The sequence below is a fragment of the Mucilaginibacter sp. PAMB04274 genome (assembly GCF_039634385.2).
GTDB lineage: Bacteria > Bacteroidota > Bacteroidia > Sphingobacteriales > Sphingobacteriaceae > Mucilaginibacter.
Genome location: NZ_CP155081.2, coordinates 3,987,475 through 4,006,837 on the forward strand (window position 1 = coordinate 3,987,475; position 19,363 = coordinate 4,006,837).

Genomic DNA, 19,363 nt, shown 5'->3' on the forward strand with positions numbered 1-19,363 from the left:
CAAATACCACTGCTTTGAATAGAAAGGACTTTTTATACCTCACCGGTATGGGCATGGGCGCTGCACTGTTACAGAGCCTCCCGGTCATAGGCTCGCCGGTACCTCATGATACGGTTTTACAACCGGTTGATAACGCTATCAAAAAACGCATGGCCGATGTAGCGCTTAATGCTGCTAAAAGCAAAGGTGCCACTTATGCCGATGTAAGGCTGGGCCGTTATCTAAATCAATCTATAAGCACCCGCGAACTGCGTGTGCAAAACATAACCAGTGCCGAATCATACGGTATGGGTATACGGGTGCTGGCTAACGGCTGCTGGGGCTTTGCCGCTACCGATAAACTGGATAATGACAGCATTGCTAAAGCCGCCGCACAAGCTGTGTCTATAGCTAAAGAAAACGCACGCCTGCAAAGTGAGCCGGTGCAACTTGCTCCGCAAAAAGGTTATGGCGAGGTAAGCTGGAAAACACCAATTGAAAAGAACGCTTTTGAAATACCGGTTAAGGATAAGGTTGATCTGTTACTGGCTGCCAATAATGTGGCGTTAAAAGCAGGAGCCAGCTTTATTAACAATAACCTGTTCATGATTAATGAGCAAAAATACTTTGCCTCAACCGAAGGCTCTTACATTGACCAGGATATTCACCGGTTATGGCCATCCTTTACTATCACTAAAACCGATTCTAAAAACGGTGGATTCGAAACCCGCAACTCATTGAGCGCCCCGGTAGGTATGGGCTTTGAGTATTTGATACCCGACGAAAAAGAAAAGATACAAGGCATATTCCCGATTTATAAAAAACGGTATGACATGCTGGAGGATGTGCGTATAGGCACAGCTCAACTGGAAGAAAAACTTAAAGCCAAACCGGTTGAACCTGGTAAGTATGACCTGATATTAGATCCCACCAACCTGTTCCTTACCATACATGAATCGGTTGGCCATCCTACCGAGCTTGACCGTGTACTGGGTTACGAGGCCAATTTTGCCGGTACCAGCTTCTTAACGCTTGATAAATGGGAATCAAAAAAATTCCAGTTTGGCAGTAAGATGGTAAACTTTGTAGGCGATAAAACACGTCCCGGTTCACTTGGTGCGGTTGGGTATGATGATGAAGGTGTGAAGAGCGGACAGTGGGATATAATAAAAGATGGTGTGCTGGTTAACTACCAGGCCACGCGCGACCAGGCGCACATATTAGGCCTGCCCGCTTCACAAGGCTGCTGTTATGCCCAAACCTGGAGCGATGTGCAGTTTCAGCGTATGCCAAATGTAAGCCTGCAACCAGGCAAAACGCCGTTGAAGGTTGCCGAACTGATAAAAAATACAGAGAAAGGCTTATACATGTTTGGCCGTAACTCCTACTCTATCGATCAGCAACGTTACAACTTTCAGTTTAGCAGCCAGCTTTGTTATGAAATTAAAGATGGCAAAATTTTAGGCATGGTTAAAGGTGCCGCCTACCAGGCCAACACCCAGGAGTTCTGGAACTCTTGCTCAGCCATTTGTGATGAAAGCGATTTCCGTATGGGCGGATCTTTCTTTGACGGTAAAGGCCAACCCTCACAGGTTAGCGCTGTATCGCATGGCTGCTCAACCACCAAATTTGATAAGGTAAATGTGATCAGTACGGCGAGGAGATTAGGGTAGAAAGTTAAAGACATTTCGCATCCCTCCTCGGGAGGGCGGGGAAGAATTAATAATTGCATAGCTTTTTGACAAGTAACTCCAACAGATGAATATACAAGCACCCCGACCCCAAATTAGGGAGGGACGTTTAAATATATAGTAAGACATTAGAACCAATCAACTATTCAAAAAAGACATTGAACAGAAAAAACTTCCTTTACCTCACCGGGATGGGTTTCGGTGGGGCTATGCTGAGCCGGGTACCGGTGTTCGGCGCACCAGTTTCGCCGGAGGCGATGCTGCAAAGTGGCGTTGATGTGGCCACCAAAAAGCGTATGGCTGATGTAGTACTGAATGCCGCCCGATCAAAAGGAGCAACGTACGCCGATGTGCGCATAGGCCGCTACCTGAACCAGTATGTGATTACGCGCGAAAACAAAGTACAAAATATAGTCAACACCGAATCTTATGGCATGGGTATACGGGTGCTGGCCAACGGCTGCTGGGGCTTTGCCGCTACCGATAAGTTAGATACCGACAGTATTGCCAAAGCCGCCGCACAAGCTGTAGCCATTGCCAAAGAAAATGCGCGGTTGCTAAGCGAGCCGGTGCAGTTGTTGCCGCAAAAAGGCTATGGCGAGGTGAGCTGGAAAGCGCCTATTGAACGAAATGCCTTTGAGGTACCTATTAAAGAAAAGGTCGACTTATTGCTATCCGTAAACGATGCAGCCTTGAAAGCCGGAGCCAACTATGTAAATTCCATAATGTTTCTGGTGAATGAGCAAAAATACTTCGCCTCTACCGATGGTTCTTATATAGACCAGGACGTACACCGTATCTGGCCGCTATTTTCAGTAACCAAAATTGATGCGAAGACCGGCAAGTTTGAAACACGCCAGTCGTTAAGCTCACCACGCGGCATGGGGTACGAGTACGTAATGCCACGCGAAAGTGACAAAATGAAAGGTGCGCCTACCGTTTTGTACCGTGACCGCTACGATATGCTGGAAGATGCCCGCGCCGCCGCTACACAAGCTGAACAAAAGCTAAAAGCCAAATCAGTTGAACCAGGTAAGTATGATTTAATACTGGATCCTTCACACCTTTGGTTAACCATTCACGAGTCGGTGGGTCACCCTTCGGAGCTTGACCGGGTACTGGGTTATGAGGCTAACTTTGCCGGTACCAGCTTTTTAACGCTGGACAAATGGCAGTCTAAAAAATTCCAGTTTGGCAGCAAGAACGTGAATATTGTGGCCGATAAATTACAGCCTGGTTCACTTGGTGCTGTGGGTTATGATGATGAAGGCGTTAAAACCAAACAGTGGGACATAATTAAAGACGGTGTGCTGGTTAATTACCAATCCATACGTGATCAGGGCCATATTATTGGCTTAACCGAATCGCAGGGCTGCTGTTATGCCGATAACTGGTCGTCGGTACAGTTTCAGCGTATGCCAAACATCAGCCTGCAACCGGGCAAAACGCCACTTAAAGTGGCCGACATGATCAAGAATACCGAAAAGGGTATTTACATTATTGGCGACAGCTCTTTTTCTATAGATCAGCAACGCTATAACTTCCAGTTTAGCGGACAGTTATATTACGAAATCAAGAATGGGCAGATTGTAGGTATGCTGAACGATGTAGCCTATCAATCAAACACCCAGGAATTCTGGAACTCCTGCTCGGCCGTTGCCGACCAGAGCGATTACCGTTTGGGTGGTTCGTTCTTTGACGGTAAAGGGCAACCAACCCAATCAAGCGCCGTATCACATGGCTCGTCAACAGCCCGTTTTAATGGGGTAAACATTATTAACACAGCACGTAAAATCTAACAAACTTATCATGGCTATATTAACCGAAGAACAAGCGCGTGAGCTTTTGAAGAAAGCGCTGAGCTACTCAAAAGCCGATCAGTGCGAAATAGTACTCACCGGGGGCGACTCATCCAACATTCGCTATGCCCGTAACTCTGTATCTACCAGTGGTGCCATAAACCGCAGCACAATGATCATATCATCGGCCTTTGGCAAAAAGCTGGGCACTGCTACCATCAATGAATTTGATGACGCATCATTACAAAAAGCAATAAGCCGCTCGGAAGAGCTGGCCCAGCTGGCGCCCGAGAATCCAGAGTTTATGCCCTTTTTAGGTCCGCAAACTTACGGCCCACCAACCCCTCGTTTTGTACCAGCTACTGCCGCCATTACACCCAAACAGCGGGCCGATATGGTGCAGCAAAGCTTGCAGGTAGCTAAAGACAATAACCTTACCGCTGCAGGTTTCCTGGAAAACAGCTCAGGCTTTTCAACCCTGCTCAACTCAAAAGGATTATTTGCTTACACCACCGCAACTGATATTAACTTTTCGGTAACCCTGCGCACAGCCGATGGCAAAGGGTCAGGCTACGCAACCAAAGCTTTTAACGATGTAAGCAAGATGGATACGCTTGCCTTCTCAAAAATTGCAGCTAAAAAAGCAACCGGCTCTGCTACCGCCAAGGCACTGGAACCTGGTAAGTATACTGTTATTTTGGAGCCGGCTGCCGGCATTGTATTATTAGAGCAATTATTTGGTAGCCTGGATGCACGTAGCGCCGATGAAGGCCGCAGTTTTTTAAGCCTGCCGGGCGGCAAAACCCGCCTGGGCGAAAAGCTGGTGGACGAACGCGTAAACATCTACTCAGACCCATCACACCCTGAACTACCTACCGCCCGCTGGAACGGCGATGGCCGCCCAATGGAAAAAATAAACTGGATAGAAAAAGGTGTTGTTAAAAATCTTTCATACTCCCGTTATTGGGCCGAAAAAAAAGGTGTTAAAGCTATACCCGGCCCCGATGCAGTGATTATGGAAGGCGGCACGCAAACTTTAGAAGAATTAATTAAGGGAACAGAAAGGGGTATATTAGTAACCCGCCTCTGGTACATTCGCCCGGTTGACCCTCAAACTTTGCTTTACACGGGCCTAACCCGCGATGGTACTTTTTACATTGAGAATGGCCAGATCAAATTTCCGGTAAAAAACTTCCGCTTTAACGAGAGCCCGGTTATAATGCTCAACAACCTGGAAGCTCTGGGCAAAAGCGAGCGCACAGTAAGCGGCGAAAGCGGCACTAACGCGCTGATACCGCCCTTAAAAATTCGCGATTTTACGTTCAGTTCATTGTCTGATGCGGTGTAAGTAATTTCCAAATCCTTATAAGCGTGTGCCTAGCCAGTACACGCTTTTTTGTTTTTAATGCCGGTTGTTGTACTAAACAGCACCCTCCTGTTGGCCGTGATGGCTAATGCAAAATTGTAGTTTTTGCAAATCCAGATTTGCATAAAACAAAAGCGGCTGAAGTTTTACAACTACAACCGCTTTACAATCAATCAGTCAAAAAAGAAAGTATTATTAATACCTGCGTACGTTGAAGTCGGATACGCCGCCCTTTAGTTTCAGGTAAATTTTATTTTTAGCAGCCTCAAAACCTGGTGTGGTATAGTGGCTACTGCTTATTTTGGTAAAGCCATCAAAATCGTTAGACGACAGGCCACTGGATACAGCTATATCGCAAGCCGCGTTCTTAGGAATCCGGATAGTAACTTCAGAAGCCCCGGTAGATACCGTAACATCAGTAAGAGGCAGATTGGCTGCCATTTTAATATCACATGATGCTGCACCGCCGCTAATATTAAGGCTTCGTACTTTGTAGGGTGTTAAATCGAAATCGACTTTTGCAGCGCCGCCACGCAGATTAAGATCCCAAATTGGTGCCGTATTTAAGCTAATTTGTGCAACGTTCATATGGCCGCCATTTAAGCGAAAATGCTGATTGTGCTTATCCATATCAAAATCTACCACGGTAACTGAGTCCTCTTTAGAGGTACTTAAATTGTAGTTGCCATAATACTCACGTGTGGCAGCCTTAAACAAACTATCGGTTGATGTATTCAGGACATAACTGGTTGCACCACCGCTTACGTTTAAACGCGCATGCTTAATATCGGCCGTATAGGGTTGCTGAAAAACATTAGTTGCATTAGCTTTCAGTGCTTTAATGTCGTCATCCTTATCATCATCTATGTCTAAATCAACATCGTTGTCATCATCGTCATCCACATTGTAATGAAAGTTAAACAATGAGCTATCATTATGGCGGCGGCCTGCATTACTGAAAAGCACAAAGCCTAAACCGATTACCAGTACACCAACTTTTACAATGGTTGCCCATACTGTACGGGTATTAGCCAACAACAGGTTTATGCCACCAATCACCAAAAATATAGGCCAAAGGCGAACAATGTTATACCAGTGAAAATCAACCACACCAAAATTGTGCAGTAAAAATGCGGCGCCTATAATGACGAGCACGAGGCCCGAAAATAATCTGTCGTTTTTCATATCTTATGCAATTGGAGGGTTAGGGTTTGTAGTATTCTTTTTGCCGGCAGAGAATATTAGCATCAGACCAATGATAACCAGTGGCACGGGCCACAGATGGCTAAAATCCCAATCGGGTATAATGTTAAACTCATCCAGCAATAAAATACCGCCCAGTACAATCAGTATAGTACCAGCTACCAAGCTAAAGTTGCTTTTACTTTTGGTTTTATAAACAAACGGCTGTGCAGGTTCGGCTTCAGGATTCATCGGTGGCACGGTGTAATCTACACCCGGCTGGGCTATATAATTCTCTTTTTTGGGCAATACTATCCATAAAACAATGTACAGCAACACGCCAGAACCTTTAAGCACCAGAGCGAGCACAAACAATGCCCTGATGATAGAAACATCTATGTCGAAATAATCGGCCAGGCCTTTACATACACCGCCAACTGTTTTATTCAGTTCATCGCGGTAAAGTCTTTTACTATTCATATTGTTAAGTATTTTAAAATGGTTAATTATAACTGGCCCAAAACCGGCTTAATCACTATCTCATCTACGTTAGCGCCTTTGCTCATTTGGTAAGCGTTTAATACTGCAGCTGCTACATCTTCGGGCATTACGAACCGCTCGGGGTGCACCTCCGTTCCGGCCCATGAACCTGTTAATGTTGATCCTGGCAGCACGGCAGTTACTTTTACGCTATGAGCCTGCATTTCGAGCCTCATTACAATATTAAGACTGTACAGTGCAGCTTTTGTTACACTATAAGTACCGGCATTTATTGCCGGCTGTAAAGATGCAGCCGAGCATATATTAAAAATGTGCCCTAAACGCCTACCAATCATCTCCTTACCAAAAAAACGGTATAACTCATAAGCCGGCATCAGGTTAGTATTAATCTGCTGCATAAAGGCATCGTCCCCATCATCTAAAACACTGGATGGCAAAAACATGCCTACATTGTTAACCACCACTTTTATAAAGCCTAATTGCTGCTGTGCCCGGCTGGCAAAATCCAATAACTCTATTTTTTTGCTGCAATCGGTTTTTTGTGTGTAAATCTGTATGTTAGGATTAACCAAAAGCAGTTCTTGCTTTAATTCTTCTAAATCTTTTACCTTGCGCGAACAAATTGCAAGGTTTAATCCTTGTTTAGCAAATGCAACTGCAATTGCACGGCCTATGCCTTGTGTAGCACCGGTAATGAGAGCGTTTTCCATAATTTTAAAGTAACACAATATAGTTAAGCCGTAAAGCTTAATGATAAAAATGTATTTTTAACAGCATATTTAAAAGTTTACATGTTTCAAACTCTAGGCAAATACATCCTGTTAATCCGCCTGAGCTTTCGTAAGCCCGAAAAATTTTCGGTTTACTGGGCCGAGGTCATGCGCGAAATGGTATCTATCGGTATCGGATCGCTGGGCATTATCAGTATCATATCCGTTTTTATTGGCGCTGTGGCAACTATACAAGTAGCATTTCAGCTGGCCAGTCCGCTTGTACCACGCAGTATTGCGGGCAGCATCTCGCGCGACTCCACCATACTGGAGTTTAGCCCAACTATATCGGCACTAGTGTTAGCCGGCCGGGTTGGTTCCAGCATTGCCTCACAAATTGGCACCATGCGGGTAACCGAGCAAATTGATGCCTTAGAAATTATGGGTGTTAATGCCCCTGGTTACCTTATTGCACCTAAAATTATAGCAGGCATTATTATGGTGCCCCTGCTGGTTATTTACTCCATGGTGCTTGGTATTTTAGGCGGTTACATTGCCTGTGCCGTTACAGGCGACATTGCCACCACTGATTATGTGGCCGGCTTACGTGATGGCTTTAACCCGTTAATAATTCAGGTTGCCTTGGTAAAAGCAACCTGCTTTGGATTTATCATTACTTCTATCTGTGCTTACCAGGGCTTTTATACCTCGGGCGGTGCGCTTGAGGTTGGCCAATCGGCCACTACTGGCGTGGTGTACAGCTGTATATTTATTCTATTTGCTGATTTAATGGTTACTTCGTTAATGTTATGATTGATATTAAAGACATCTATAAAACTTTTGGTGAGAACGAAGTACTTAAAGGCATTACCGCTACTTTCGAAGCGGGCAAAAACAACCTTATTATAGGAGGTTCGGGCTCGGGTAAAACTACTTTACTTAAATGTATTGTGGGATTACATGAACCTACTAAAGGCAATGTAAATTTCGACGGGCAGGACTTCACCGGTATGGATTTTGAACAACGTGTTCCGATACGTAAAGAAATTGGCATGTTGTTCCAGAATTCAGCCTTATTCGATTCTATGACCGTAGAGCAGAATATTATGTTTCCGCTAAACCTGTTTTCGGAAATGAGCCAGTCGGAAAAACAGGAACGTGCCAATTTTTGTCTTGAACGTGTTAACCTGAAAGATAAGAATAAGCTATTTCCGGCCGAGCTGTCAGGTGGTATGAAAAAGCGTGTGGGCATTGCGCGGGCTATAGCAATGGAACCGAAATACCTGTTTGTGGATGAACCCAACTCGGGCCTCGACCCTAAAACATCCATTGTAATTGATGAGTTAATTAATGAACTTACCCAGGAATATAAAATTACCACAGTAATTGTAACGCACGACATGAACTCCGTTATGGGTATTGGAGATCATATCATCTTTTTGCATCAGGGTCAAAAATGGTGGGAAGGCACTAACAAAGACATTGCCCATACCGATAACCAGGAACTGAATGACTTTGTATTTGCCAGTAAGTTTACCCAAGCCGCGAAAGAAAAGTTATAGGAATTAGCTCCCGATATAAAGCCATAGGTGTAAGGTAATTTTTACCGTACACTTATGGCTTTCTTATGGCACTATTAATTCTGAGTGCCAACTTCCATCGCCAATCAATTCTGGTTACGCTAATTTATCGTTTGAAAGCATCCTAACCACCATAAATGGCCAGATCAATACTGCAATTAAACAGGCCATGGCGTAATACCTTCTTTTTTCCTTAAAGGGGAGTTTGTGGAGTACAGAATCTCGTGAGTCATCGAGCAGATAATTCCAAAACGAAGAATGCCTGAATGCAACAACGTACATGGATAATATGCCCAGTGATAAATAGCCTATTAGGTATTTCATATTATAAGAGACGTTTTATTGCACCACGGTGTTACAAGAATTTGTAAACAATGGTTAACAACAGTAATGTTAACAGCTCAAATCGTATTATAAAAACGCTTAAGCATGGTTGTACCTGCAATGAGAAAGATGTTACAACAACATTTTCTTCACAGACTGATATAAGCAAATAACGCAAAAGTTGGCAATCGCCCTCCCGCTTAGTGTAACATCAATGGACTACGCGCTGTATCACCGGAAAGCCACTCATGTATTTGATACCCAAGCGCCCTCTCTTAAACTTAAACTTCAGGATGTCGCCCGGAGCAAGATTTCTGAAATAAACATATAGGTAACAAAGTCCTGAAACTTTTAATTCAGGATAAGCATATAGTTTAATAAAATAATTTGCATTCCGATGTCTTGACCTTTGCTCCAACTTTACGAATTGTTTTTCTAGTGTTTCTACTTCAGAGGCTCCTATGCGGTTCACAAATAGCAAGATGGGATCGATCACTAAAATTTTCAAACCCCAGGTTACCATTACTAGGGCAAATGTAAAACCACCTATTGCACGCAGCCAATCGCTTTTATCAAAATAAGGATGTATGATATATAAAGCTATTACGGCAACCATGCCAGATGGCAAATAAGCTAAATACTTCCAAACACCATCCATTTGTAAACCATCGGGTACAATCTGTATATCACCAACCAACAGTGGTATAACTGAAAACGCTAAACCGAAAGCAAAAGCCGGATGTATGTACAGTACACCGTAAATACAAACCGGAATAAAGCATATTGCCTTTTGCCAAAGTGGTGCAAACATCAGCATGATAAATGCCCAAATAAAACCCGCAGCTGCAAATAAAAAGATCATTGAGTGTATGAACAGCTAAGCGGCTAAAATGATTGACGTACCAAGTAATGTTGACTTTAAATGTGGTTAATGTTCAAAACACTGATAACAGTGTAACCTTAGCCTGAAACGTACTTAACCTCATAAAGCTTTTTTTGTAAATCTTCTGGTTTAAAAGGCTTCAAAACACAGTCATCAATACACGGAAACTTCATAACCTCATCTACAGCCGTACCTACCGATGCCGTGAGCGCTATAATACGTGGTGCAACAAAGTCGGGTTTTTCTATACTCTTTATAGCTTTAGAAGCTTCAAATCCATCCATTACCGGCATATTAATGTCCATAAGCACCACATCATAATCATTTTGCATACACGTTTCTAACGCCGCCTTCCCGTTCACCGCTTCATCTGCTTTTATTCCCCATTTGGCCAGTACTTTCTTAACCACCATCAAATTCAACTTTTCGTCATCCACCGCAAGTATTTTCAGTTTGGCCAGATCCACATTAGCAGATGCGGTTACAAGTGTATCTGCTACTTCTTGCTGTGCAGCTACTTTATAAATAATGGCGAAGCTAAAGCAAGAACCTTTTTCCTCTATGCTTTCTATTTCGAGCTGGCTTCCATGCAGTTTTAACAACTGGTAAGCAATGGTTACCCCAAGGGTGGTTTGATATTGGCGCTGGGTGCGGGGCAGCTCTCTTTTAAATGGATCCAGCAGTTGTTGCTGCTTCATTTCAGAAATACCTATTCCAGAATCCTTCACTCTAAAGCTCACTTCAATTTCAGATGCGTTATCACAGTTACAGATAGCCTCAATACTAACAAAGCCTTCATTCGTAAATTTGATTGCATTACCAATAAGATGAAAAAGCACCTGGCTCAAACGCAGTTCATCACCGTAAACCGATAAACCTTTAAACTTCTCATCGATGATACAATTAAACTTTAAACCTTTTTGCGCTGCCTGTTCACGGAATGTGCCACATACATTGGTAACAATTTGATATAACGAAAACGGTTTGTTTTGCAACTGTACTTGTCCGTTATCCAGGTTGTTAAAATCTATAATATCATTAACAGTTGCCATGAGGTTCTCAGTCGAGAAGTTAAGAACCTGTAAGTTTTCTTCCTGCTCCGGTAATTTACTGCCCGAGAGTAAGAGGTTGCTCATACCTACAATAGCATTCAACGGTGTCCTGATTTCATGCGACATCGTATTTAAAAAGTTAGTTTTTGCTAAGGCTTGCTCACGGGAATATTCCAAAGCCTGCTCCAAGTGTCGTTTAAAGGACGTTTCCCTTTTCTTGAATTTGGCCAGCGACTTAAAAAAAAGATTGTGGATGTAGAGAATAAGCGAAAAATTAGACAAAGCCGCGATTGCGTAACCGGCATAGCTAACATTCACTGTTCTTGAAGGGATATCTACGTTTAAAAAGTCATTAAAGAAAACATCTCCCAGCACGGGCAATATTGCTGCAATTGCATATCGAAGACCGATTTTAGAACCCAAAATGTAATAACCGGCGGCAATTACCAGCAAGCAATATTGAATATTAATTACATAAAGACTTTGATGTACCAGCAACACATTGGTCCATATTAAAAGTGTAAGACTGGTCAGAAAAAAATGGGCAGCCACATGCCAGGCTTTGTTGCTCCAAAACAGATACATTGCCGTTACAAATAATGCGAAAAAGAACGCAACGCGATATAACAGCAAATTAGGCGCATTAAAAAGATAGATAATAAACAGTGTAGCAGTTAATAAACAAAAGGTAGCAATACAGGCAAATAGAATACGTAAACGCGTCCAGTTCAATAGACTAACATCTTTCGAAATAAGCTTACGAAAGAGGTGAAAATAATATGTCCTCATAGGCGTATTGACTATTTATTAATATCTCATTTTTGCTTTATACGCAATAAAAAATAATTTGTTGATGTTCAGAAGCTTACCACTTCACTCCGATTTTCTCTATTGGGCACACGCGTTAATGGCTGAAATAAGTAAAAGAAGACACAGAACGTAACTCCACATTAACTTTTCTGAAACTTATAAAATAAGTATTACTATAATTATTATCCGCGGCTATACTGCCGAAGTATATTGCGCTTGATTGCGCAACAGCTACTTTGCCCCCCTAACTAGTTGCGTCTAAACCGGTGTTATAATTATCCTTACAACATATTACCTATCTTTGTCCCAGCTAACACATTACAACTGATAACAGACTACTGAATACAATGATCCAACTCCTTACCCCTTCGCACTGGAAAGATTACGAACTGATTGATTGCGGCGATTTTGAAAAGCTGGAACGCTTTGGGCAGGTGATACTAATACGACCCGAGCCACAGGCAGTGTGGAGCAAAGCGCTACCGCAAACAGAATGGCAGCGTTTGCACCATATACGCTTTAAGGGTCGCTCGGCCACGGCAGGTGAATGGGTAAAAAAGAATTCAAACACACCCGACCGCTGGCACATAGAATACAAAAACGACCATGCAACCATTAAAATGCGTATGGCGCTTACCTCGTTCAAACACCTGGGCATCTTCCCTGAACAGGCCGTTAACTGGGATTATATTGCCGAGAATGTAAAGCGCTTTAAAACGCAAAAGCCAAAAGTACTTAACCTGTTTGCCTATACAGGTGGTGCATCGCTTATTGCCCAAGCAGCAGGTGCCGATACCACGCATGTTGATTCGATTAAACAAGTGGTTACCTGGGCTAACGAAAACCAGGAACTATCGGGGCTGAAAGACATACGCTGGGTGGTGGAGGATGCCTTAAAATTTGTAAAGCGCGAGTTAAAACGCGGCAAAAAGTATAACGGTATTATATTAGATCCGCCGGCTTATGGTCATGGTCCTAATGGCGAAAAATGGAAGCTGGAAGACCAGATTAACGAAATGTTACAGGAAGTTGTACAACTGCTTGACCCGGAAGAACACTTTCTAATACTCAACACTTATTCGCTGGGTTTCTCTTCAGTTATTGTCGAAAACTTAATTAAGGGTGCATTTCCGGCAGTGCAAAACCTCGAAATTGGAGAACTTTACTTACAGGCAACTGCAGGTTCAAAGCTGCCGCTAGGGGTTTTTGGAAAGTTCTATAAAATTTAAGTTACAATTTGCGTAAAACTTATTGGCGTAATAGTTATATTTACAACGCCATAACAAGCAAAAAATTTTATTGTAACTAAAATATTTTACACAACAAGATACCAGCCTTCAGGCTATTTTTTATGAGTAATTTTAAAGCTTTTGCTTTCTCTTCCACGGTATTACTTTCCTCACTTCTCCTGTTATCTAACTGCACAGAAAACAGCAAAGCCGGAAAAGTAAGCACCTCTACAACTACCACCACAACTGCTTCGACAACTTCTGCTACAGATACTACCAAGCCAGCCTATCAGCCGGTAGACAAGGCACTGTATGACAGCTTGAATAAGCGCCTGGCTAATGGCGATACTACAGGGCACTGGCCGGTTAAAAACCAACCCTACCCTGTTCCGGGCGCTATATTGCCGTTTAAGCGCATAGTAGCCTTTTATGGCAACCTGTTCTCTAAAAAGATGGGTATTTTAGGTGAGCTACCTCCTAAAGAGATGCTGGCTAAGCTAAAAACAGAAGTCAGGAACTGGGAAAAGGCCGACCCAAAAACACCTGTACAACCCGCGTTGCATTACATTGCAGTAGTTGCACAAGGTGATGGCGGCAAGGATGGCAAGTTCCGTTACCGCATGCCATTTAAGCAAATTGATACGGTATTATCTTTAGCCAAAAAATCAAATGCAATTGTATTTTTAGATGTGCAGGTGGCGTTGAGTAATATCCGCTCGGAGTTACCTCAGTTAGAGAAGTACCTGATTATGCCACAAGTGCACTTTGGTATGGACCCCGAATTTTCGATGAAAGACGGAAGCAAGCCTGGCCGCAAAATTGGTACTTACGATGCGGCTGATGTTAACTATGCAAGTGAATACTTAGCTGGCTTGGTAAAGAAATACAATCTGCCACCTAAGATTTTAATTGTACACCGTTTTACACGTAAAATGGTTACCAATTATAAAAACATTAAACTACGCCCAGAAGTTCAGGTGGTTATTGACATGGATGGATGGGGCGAGCCGGATTTAAAATTGGGCACTTACCGCAACCATATCTTCCCGGAACCCGTACAATTCACCGGCTTTAAATTATTTTACAAAAACGATCTAAAAAAAGCGCCGCATCATATGCTAACGCCACAAGAAGTGTTGAAATACAAACCGCAACCTATTTATATACAGTACCAGTAACATAAAAGACCCTACTGGATGTGGCGAAGCCCGATGGTAACATCGGGCTTTTGTTGTTAATACTAAGTGTGGAAACAGTTGCAAATAAACATAACAGGTGTAGAGCCGTAAGCTATAACCATATTAGTCTATATTAAATACGGTAAGCTGCAATGTATTACGTATTTTTGTTTTTGATTTTATATATTAAAAAGTTTAATTTAACATTTGCTCAAGTATAATTTTGTAACAAACAAAAGCGATATACGTGTCTTTAGGTCATTGTAAGCTGCTCATTTATTACTATTAGTGTTTAAAGTTGAAAACAAAAGCTCGCAATTTCTCAAACCCGCTTGAGGGGGCATGGTACCAGTACAAATTATTTGTCGATAGAGCGATAACGGGGATGCCCGTATATCAAACTAAAGACATAAGCTACTGGCAGGAACGCCTTTTTGTAAATCTCATTGTCTTTTCGCTTCCGCTAAGCTTACTTGCTGTGGTTCCGAGTATGATTGCTGCATACCTGCAAGGGCATCTATTTATACCGCTTATGGACGGATTGGCCGTTACTTCCATATCTTTTATAACGCTGAGCAACCGTTTTAAACTGGCTTTTAAAAAGGCCTTTGTAGCCGTAGTACTTTACGCGGTTGCTATATGTTTAACCACCATACTAGGATCATTTGGTATCGGTGCTATCTACTTTTTGGCCTTAAGCGTTTACATTACGCTTCAATTTTCATCCCGAATTGCTTATCGTACCATTGCTGTTAACGCTTGTCTTTATATAAGCTTTGCATGTATCATTTATTTCAAACTATTCAATTCGCCCCTAAGTGTTAAGTACACCTTGCCGTTCTGGATCGTTTACGCACTTAACTTTATGTTTTTGAATGTGGCTGTGGTGGTACAAATCAGTCATATTATACGGGGGGTAAAAAAAACCTTTATACAAGAGGCCCGCTTGATGAATGAGCTGCAAACAGAAATGGCCGAAAAGATACAACGCAATGAAGTATTAAAAGAGTCGGAAGCGCATTACAAGAGTCTTTTTCAGCAGAATCCATCGCCGATGTGGATATTTGACACCGAAACCTTGCAGTTGCTGCAAGTAAACGATGCGGCTATAAGAAGATACGGCTACTCGCGCGAGGAATTTTTAAGCATGTCTATCAAGGAACTCCGCCCTGAGGAAAAACTTAATGATTTGACTGCATTTTTAGACAGATCATCAAAACGCAAAACCATTTCGTTAGTAAATACTGTGCACCGGCATAAAAACGGCGACTTGTTTTACGCCGAAGTAAGATGCAGCAATATTCCGTTTAAGGGCAAAAAAGCCAGGCTGGTTATGGCACGTAATATCACTGCGCAATTAGAATATACCCAGGCCATTGAGAAGCAAAACGCTAAACTTAGAGAAATATCGCACATGCAATCGCATGTAGTTAGAGCGCCTTTAGCCCGCATTTTAGGCTTAACAGACCTGGTGCTGCAAAGCAGCCAAGATCACCCCGACAAACAACTGTTTGAATACCTCGATATTTCTGTTAAGGAGCTTGACGACGTTATCAAAACCATTATCCAGAATAGCGAAGAGGTAATCCCTGAAAAAAAGGATGACGAATACCTACGGCTTGAGAGCAAATAAAACAGGTTAATTGCCGGGATGGCTTGCCTTTATTGCGTGACCATCCTTTACCACTTCAATTGCCGGGTTAACTTTAAGCAATTCATCTATAAACAAGTCTTTGTCTTTAGGGGATATATAAATATCATCAAACTTATTGTATTTGATGATACATCCTTTTGCTGCCAGCGCCGGCTTAAGGCCTACATACTGAGATTTACCGGTAATAACGGTGTGAATGCTGCCAATATCGATAATGCCATTTATCGGGCCCGACCGGTATTGCAGTTCCTTATCTTCAATAACATAATAAGTACCCAGCCACATCCATAACAGCATACCTGCTATAAGCGCAACTAATAACACAAACCATTGCTCGGCGCCGCCATGCTGCACAATCTCTACACCACTGGATGCCAGCAAAGCTATAGCGCCCCACACCACTATGCTTATCCATATATCACGCTTTGAGTTAAATCTCATTGTAATAAGCTTTTGTAAACAATACTTATTTAGCCTGTAATATTAATTTGGCCGCGGGCAATCCATCAGCCGTTGCAGTAAGTGTTATTGTACCCGCCTGCTTACCAGCCGATTGAATTATGGCCAGCGCCAAACCATGAAACGCCTTGCGATAATTTGCCTTAAACGGGTCATGACTTAGTGGGTCGCCGTTATCAACGCCGGCTATAAAGCCTTTACCCTGCAGGTTAAAATTAACCTGATTGGTGGCGTCGGGTACCACGTTACCGGCAGCATCCAATATGCGTACCGTCACAAAAGAAAGGTCCTGCCCGTCCGCCTTTATTTGTTTGCGATCGGCCACCAGCTCTATACGAGCCGGAGCGCCGGCAGTATTAATGGTGCGGGTTAACACTACTTTGCCATTTTTACGCGATACCGCTTTGAGCATGCCAGCCTGGTATTGCACACGCCACATTACATGCAGGTCGTCCCCTGTTTTTTTGCGGATGCCTAATGATTTGCCGTTCAGATACAGTTCCACCTCATCGGCGTTATTATAATAGGACCACACGTCAACCGTTTTGCCCGGTTTCCAGTTCCAATGCGGAAAAATATGCAGTACCGGCTTGCTGGTCCACTCGGCCTGGTACATGTAAAAAATATCTTTAGGAAATCCGGCCAGATCTATCACACCAAAATAGGAGCTGCGTGCCGGCCAACTGTAAGGCGTAGGCTCGCCCAGGTAATCAAAACCTGTCCAGATGAACATGCTGTTCAGATAATCATGTTTTTTAATCAGCTTCCAGGTTTCCTCATGTGTAGAGCCCCATCGCGCCGAAACGTTATCATAAGCCGATACGGTAAAATCTTCGTTCATCGTCCCTACCCCGTTCTGGCTATCCTTATTATTTGGCCAGCGACGTATACTGTCTGACGGCATATCATACACGCCACGGGTTTCCAGCGCCGATGTAGTTTCGGTACCAATAAATATCTTGCCAGGGAAAGTCTCATGAAACTTTTCATACTCGCGGTGGTGATAGTTGTAACCTACCAGTTCAAACTCGCCCGATTTTACGATGAAATTTCCGCTCGACGGCCTGTCGTTAGCCGTAACAATTGGCCGGGTAACATCATATTGGCGTACGGTACGTGCCAAATCATGCGCTATAGCTATCCCGGTGCTATCCGCCTGCTCGCGTATCTCGTTGCCTACGCTCCACATAATAATGCTGGGATGGTTACGGTCGCGCAATAACTGATCGGCCAGGTCGCGGGTATGCCACTCGTCGAAATATAAATGGTAGTCATATTTTGCCTTCTCCTTGCGCCATACGTCAAATGCTTCGTCCATTACCAAAAAGCCCATGCGGTCGCACAGGTCTAACAGCTCAGGTGCAGGCGCATTGTGCGAAGTACGGATAGCATTAACACCCATGCTTTTTAATATCTCCAGCTGGCGCTCTAACGCACGCATATTAACAGCGGCACCAAGGCTGCCCAAATCATGGTGGTTACACACGCCCAGCATCTTCATATTCTTACCGTTCAGGAAGAAGCCTTTATCTTTATCAAAGCTAAAATAACGGATACCCAGCGGTGTAGTGTAAGTATCAACCACCTGTTTGTTATGCATTATTTGGGTAACCGCTTTGTACAAGTAAGGGTTAGTTGTTGACCACAAACGCGGATTGTTAAGAACTACCTCTTGTACATGCGTACCGGCAGTGTCGTTTAACTGATAATCAATTGTGCCAAAAGCAGCAACAGTAGCACCAGCCGCATCTAAAATACGTGTTTTGATCTCTATACTTTGTTTAGCGCCTGTGGAATTTTTCAGACTCACCGCAAATTTAATGGTAGCTTTTGCAGCGCTCACTTGCGGCGTAACTACATAAGTACCCCAATGATTAATAGCTATTTTGCCGGTACTTACCAGCCAAACGTTACGGTAAATACCCGACCCACTGTACCAGCGCGAGTTAGGCTGTACGCTGTTATCAACTTTTACGGCAATTAAATTCTGCTGCCCGCCAAATTTCAGATAAGGCGTTAAATCATACCTAAAGGAGATATAACCATTAGGCCTGAAACCCAGCTGATGCCCGTTGATCCAAACGGTGCTTTTTTGGTAAACTCCATCAAAATCAATATATACCTGCTTGCCTTGCAGTGTTTGCGGCACGGTAAACGTTTTGCGGTACCAACCAATGCCACCCGGCAACGCGCCGCCCTCGGGCGTAGCAGGATTATCTTTGCTAAAGGTTCCTTCAATGCTCCAGTCGTGCGGCAGGTTTAACTTACGCCATTGCTCATCTTTAAAATTGGCTTGCTCAGCACCGCCGGCATCACCTAAATGAAAGGTCCAGCCGGTATTAAAGTTTTCTACTTTGCGGCCGGTTTGGGCATGACTCATTACAGCCATGAACAGAAGCGTAACTGATGTTAAAATTTTGAAGTAACGGTTTATCATAACAGGTTTATAATTGGTCGGTTGTTTAGTTAAAGCTAAAATTAGCATTTGCATTTGGGTTATCCAGCTTGGTGCTTTTGCGCTCGCCTTTAACAATAACGTGCAGCATGTTTATTTGCTCGTCATGTTCGGTATATAAAAGGTCATCGTGCACTTCAATTTTTTGAGCCTTGCTAATGCCTTTTACCTCCAGGTAACTCCAGGCACCATCTTCCTGAATTTCGTATCCTAAAAAGGCGGGGTTAAGCACCTTGCCGTCCACTTTAACAATCAAATGTTTATGAATATAATCGTTCAGCATCTGCTTAAGCTGTTCCTTGTTTTTAGGCTTTACAATATCCAGTTGCGTACGGTATTGTTTCTCAAGCACATGCTCCAAATCATCATAAAACATGCGGCAGCTAATTTCGATCGACTGCGTTTTGGCGTTATGATTTATTTCGGTAACGCTTACATAAAACGGGTGGAAAACGTTCAGGAAAGCAACTATCAGGCATTGTAACATCTTCGTATAAAGTTATTCGCTTTT

At 43.2% G+C, this 19,363-nt stretch carries 17 protein-coding genes; 8 read left to right on the forward strand and 9 right to left on the reverse strand.

Translation table 11 applies throughout. The annotated features are described in order from the left end of the window. Positions 1 to 14: 14 nt before the first annotated feature. The 3 genes from ABDD95_RS16755 to ABDD95_RS16765 all read left to right on the forward strand — a co-directional run bounded on the left by ABDD95_RS16755 (position 15) and on the right by ABDD95_RS16765 (position 4,817). Positions 15 to 1,652: a TldD/PmbA family protein gene (locus tag ABDD95_RS16755; RefSeq protein ID WP_345948486.1), complete on the forward strand. Its 1,638-nt coding sequence runs from the start codon at positions 15 to 17 to the stop codon at positions 1,650 to 1,652. Positions 1,653 to 1,828: 176 nt separating this feature from the next. Further along, positions 1,829 to 3,469 (forward strand): TldD/PmbA family protein, encoded by a 1,641-nt coding sequence (locus ABDD95_RS16760; RefSeq protein ID WP_345948487.1) that lies wholly within the window; start codon positions 1,829 to 1,831, stop codon positions 3,467 to 3,469. Positions 3,470 to 3,479: 10 nt separating this feature from the next. Beyond that, positions 3,480 to 4,817 (forward strand): TldD/PmbA family protein, encoded by a 1,338-nt coding sequence (locus ABDD95_RS16765; protein ID WP_345948488.1) that lies wholly within the window; start codon positions 3,480 to 3,482, stop codon positions 4,815 to 4,817. 213 nt (positions 4,818 to 5,030) lie between these two features. Here the strand turns inward: ABDD95_RS16765 and ABDD95_RS16770 are convergent, their stop codons facing one another. Genes ABDD95_RS16770 through ABDD95_RS16780 form a run of 3 tightly spaced genes read right to left on the reverse strand, consistent with a single transcriptional unit; the run spans position 5,031 to position 7,228 of the window. Then, positions 5,031 to 6,020 carry a DUF5668 domain-containing protein gene (locus ABDD95_RS16770; protein WP_345948489.1) on the reverse strand — a complete coding sequence of 330 codons (990 nt, stop codon included), beginning with the start codon at positions 6,018 to 6,020 and terminating at the stop codon, positions 5,031 to 5,033. A 3-nt stretch (positions 6,021 to 6,023) separates the two neighbouring features. Continuing rightward, positions 6,024 to 6,497, reverse strand: a complete 474-nt coding sequence (locus ABDD95_RS16775; protein WP_345948490.1) for a PspC domain-containing protein — start codon at positions 6,495 to 6,497, stop codon at positions 6,024 to 6,026. Positions 6,498 to 6,523: 26 nt separating this feature from the next. Next, the gene (locus tag ABDD95_RS16780; RefSeq protein WP_345948491.1) at positions 6,524 to 7,228 is read right to left on the reverse strand and encodes an SDR family oxidoreductase; all 705 of its coding nucleotides are present in this window, start codon (positions 7,226 to 7,228) and stop codon (positions 6,524 to 6,526) included. Positions 7,229 to 7,309: 81 nt separating this feature from the next. Between ABDD95_RS16780 and ABDD95_RS16785 the strand changes: the two genes are divergently transcribed. Further along, the gene (locus tag ABDD95_RS16785) at positions 7,310 to 8,041 is read left to right on the forward strand and encodes an ABC transporter permease (RefSeq protein ID WP_345948492.1); all 732 of its coding nucleotides are present in this window, start codon (positions 7,310 to 7,312) and stop codon (positions 8,039 to 8,041) included. Then, complete coding sequence (locus tag ABDD95_RS16790) at positions 8,038 to 8,790, forward strand: ABC transporter ATP-binding protein (RefSeq protein ID WP_345948493.1); 753 nt, start codon at positions 8,038 to 8,040, stop codon at positions 8,788 to 8,790. The genes ABDD95_RS16785 and ABDD95_RS16790 overlap by 4 nt, the downstream gene beginning before the upstream one ends. A 114-nt stretch (positions 8,791 to 8,904) precedes the next feature. Here the strand turns inward: ABDD95_RS16790 and ABDD95_RS16795 are convergent, their stop codons facing one another. The 3 genes from ABDD95_RS16795 to ABDD95_RS16805 all read right to left on the reverse strand — a co-directional run bounded on the left by ABDD95_RS16795 (position 8,905) and on the right by ABDD95_RS16805 (position 11,856). After that, positions 8,905 to 9,132, reverse strand: coding sequence for a hypothetical protein (locus tag ABDD95_RS16795; protein WP_352432915.1), 228 nt, complete (start codon positions 9,130 to 9,132; stop codon positions 8,905 to 8,907). A gap of 211 nt (positions 9,133 to 9,343) precedes the next feature. Next, entirely contained in the window at positions 9,344 to 9,994 is a 651-nt protein-coding gene (locus ABDD95_RS16800) for a hypothetical protein (RefSeq protein ID WP_345948494.1), read from the reverse strand. A gap of 98 nt (positions 9,995 to 10,092) precedes the next feature. After that, entirely contained in the window at positions 10,093 to 11,856 is a 1,764-nt protein-coding gene (locus tag ABDD95_RS16805) for a response regulator (protein ID WP_345948495.1), read from the reverse strand. A 368-nt stretch (positions 11,857 to 12,224) separates the two neighbouring features. Between ABDD95_RS16805 and ABDD95_RS16810 the strand changes: the two genes are divergently transcribed. The 3 genes from ABDD95_RS16810 (at position 12,225) to ABDD95_RS16820 (ending at position 15,917) form a co-directional block, all read left to right on the forward strand. After that, a complete protein-coding gene (locus ABDD95_RS16810) occupies positions 12,225 to 13,106 on the forward strand; it encodes a class I SAM-dependent methyltransferase (protein WP_345948496.1) in 882 nt (293 codons plus the stop codon). Positions 13,107 to 13,228: 122 nt separating this feature from the next. After that, positions 13,229 to 14,284, forward strand: a complete 1,056-nt coding sequence (locus ABDD95_RS16815) for a hypothetical protein (RefSeq protein ID WP_345948497.1) — start codon at positions 13,229 to 13,231, stop codon at positions 14,282 to 14,284. 298 nt (positions 14,285 to 14,582) lie between these two features. Further along, positions 14,583 to 15,917: a PAS domain S-box protein gene (locus tag ABDD95_RS16820; protein WP_345948498.1), complete on the forward strand. Its 1,335-nt coding sequence runs from the start codon at positions 14,583 to 14,585 to the stop codon at positions 15,915 to 15,917. Positions 15,918 to 15,923: 6 nt separating this feature from the next. Here ABDD95_RS16820 and ABDD95_RS16825 read toward each other — a convergent pair whose 3' ends face one another. From ABDD95_RS16825 to ABDD95_RS16835, 3 genes are read right to left on the reverse strand one after another with little or no spacing between them, the layout of a single operon-like run. Beyond that, positions 15,924 to 16,379 carry a PH domain-containing protein gene (locus ABDD95_RS16825; protein ID WP_345948499.1) on the reverse strand — a complete coding sequence of 152 codons (456 nt, stop codon included), beginning with the start codon at positions 16,377 to 16,379 and terminating at the stop codon, positions 15,924 to 15,926. Between the two features lie 25 nt (positions 16,380 to 16,404). Further along, the gene (gene galB, locus ABDD95_RS16830; protein WP_345948500.1) at positions 16,405 to 18,834 is read right to left on the reverse strand and encodes a beta-galactosidase GalB; all 2,430 of its coding nucleotides are present in this window, start codon (positions 18,832 to 18,834) and stop codon (positions 16,405 to 16,407) included. Positions 18,835 to 18,859: 25 nt separating this feature from the next. Continuing rightward, entirely contained in the window at positions 18,860 to 19,339 is a 480-nt protein-coding gene (locus ABDD95_RS16835; protein WP_345948501.1) for a DUF6702 family protein, read from the reverse strand. Positions 19,340 to 19,363: the final 24 nt, after the last annotated feature.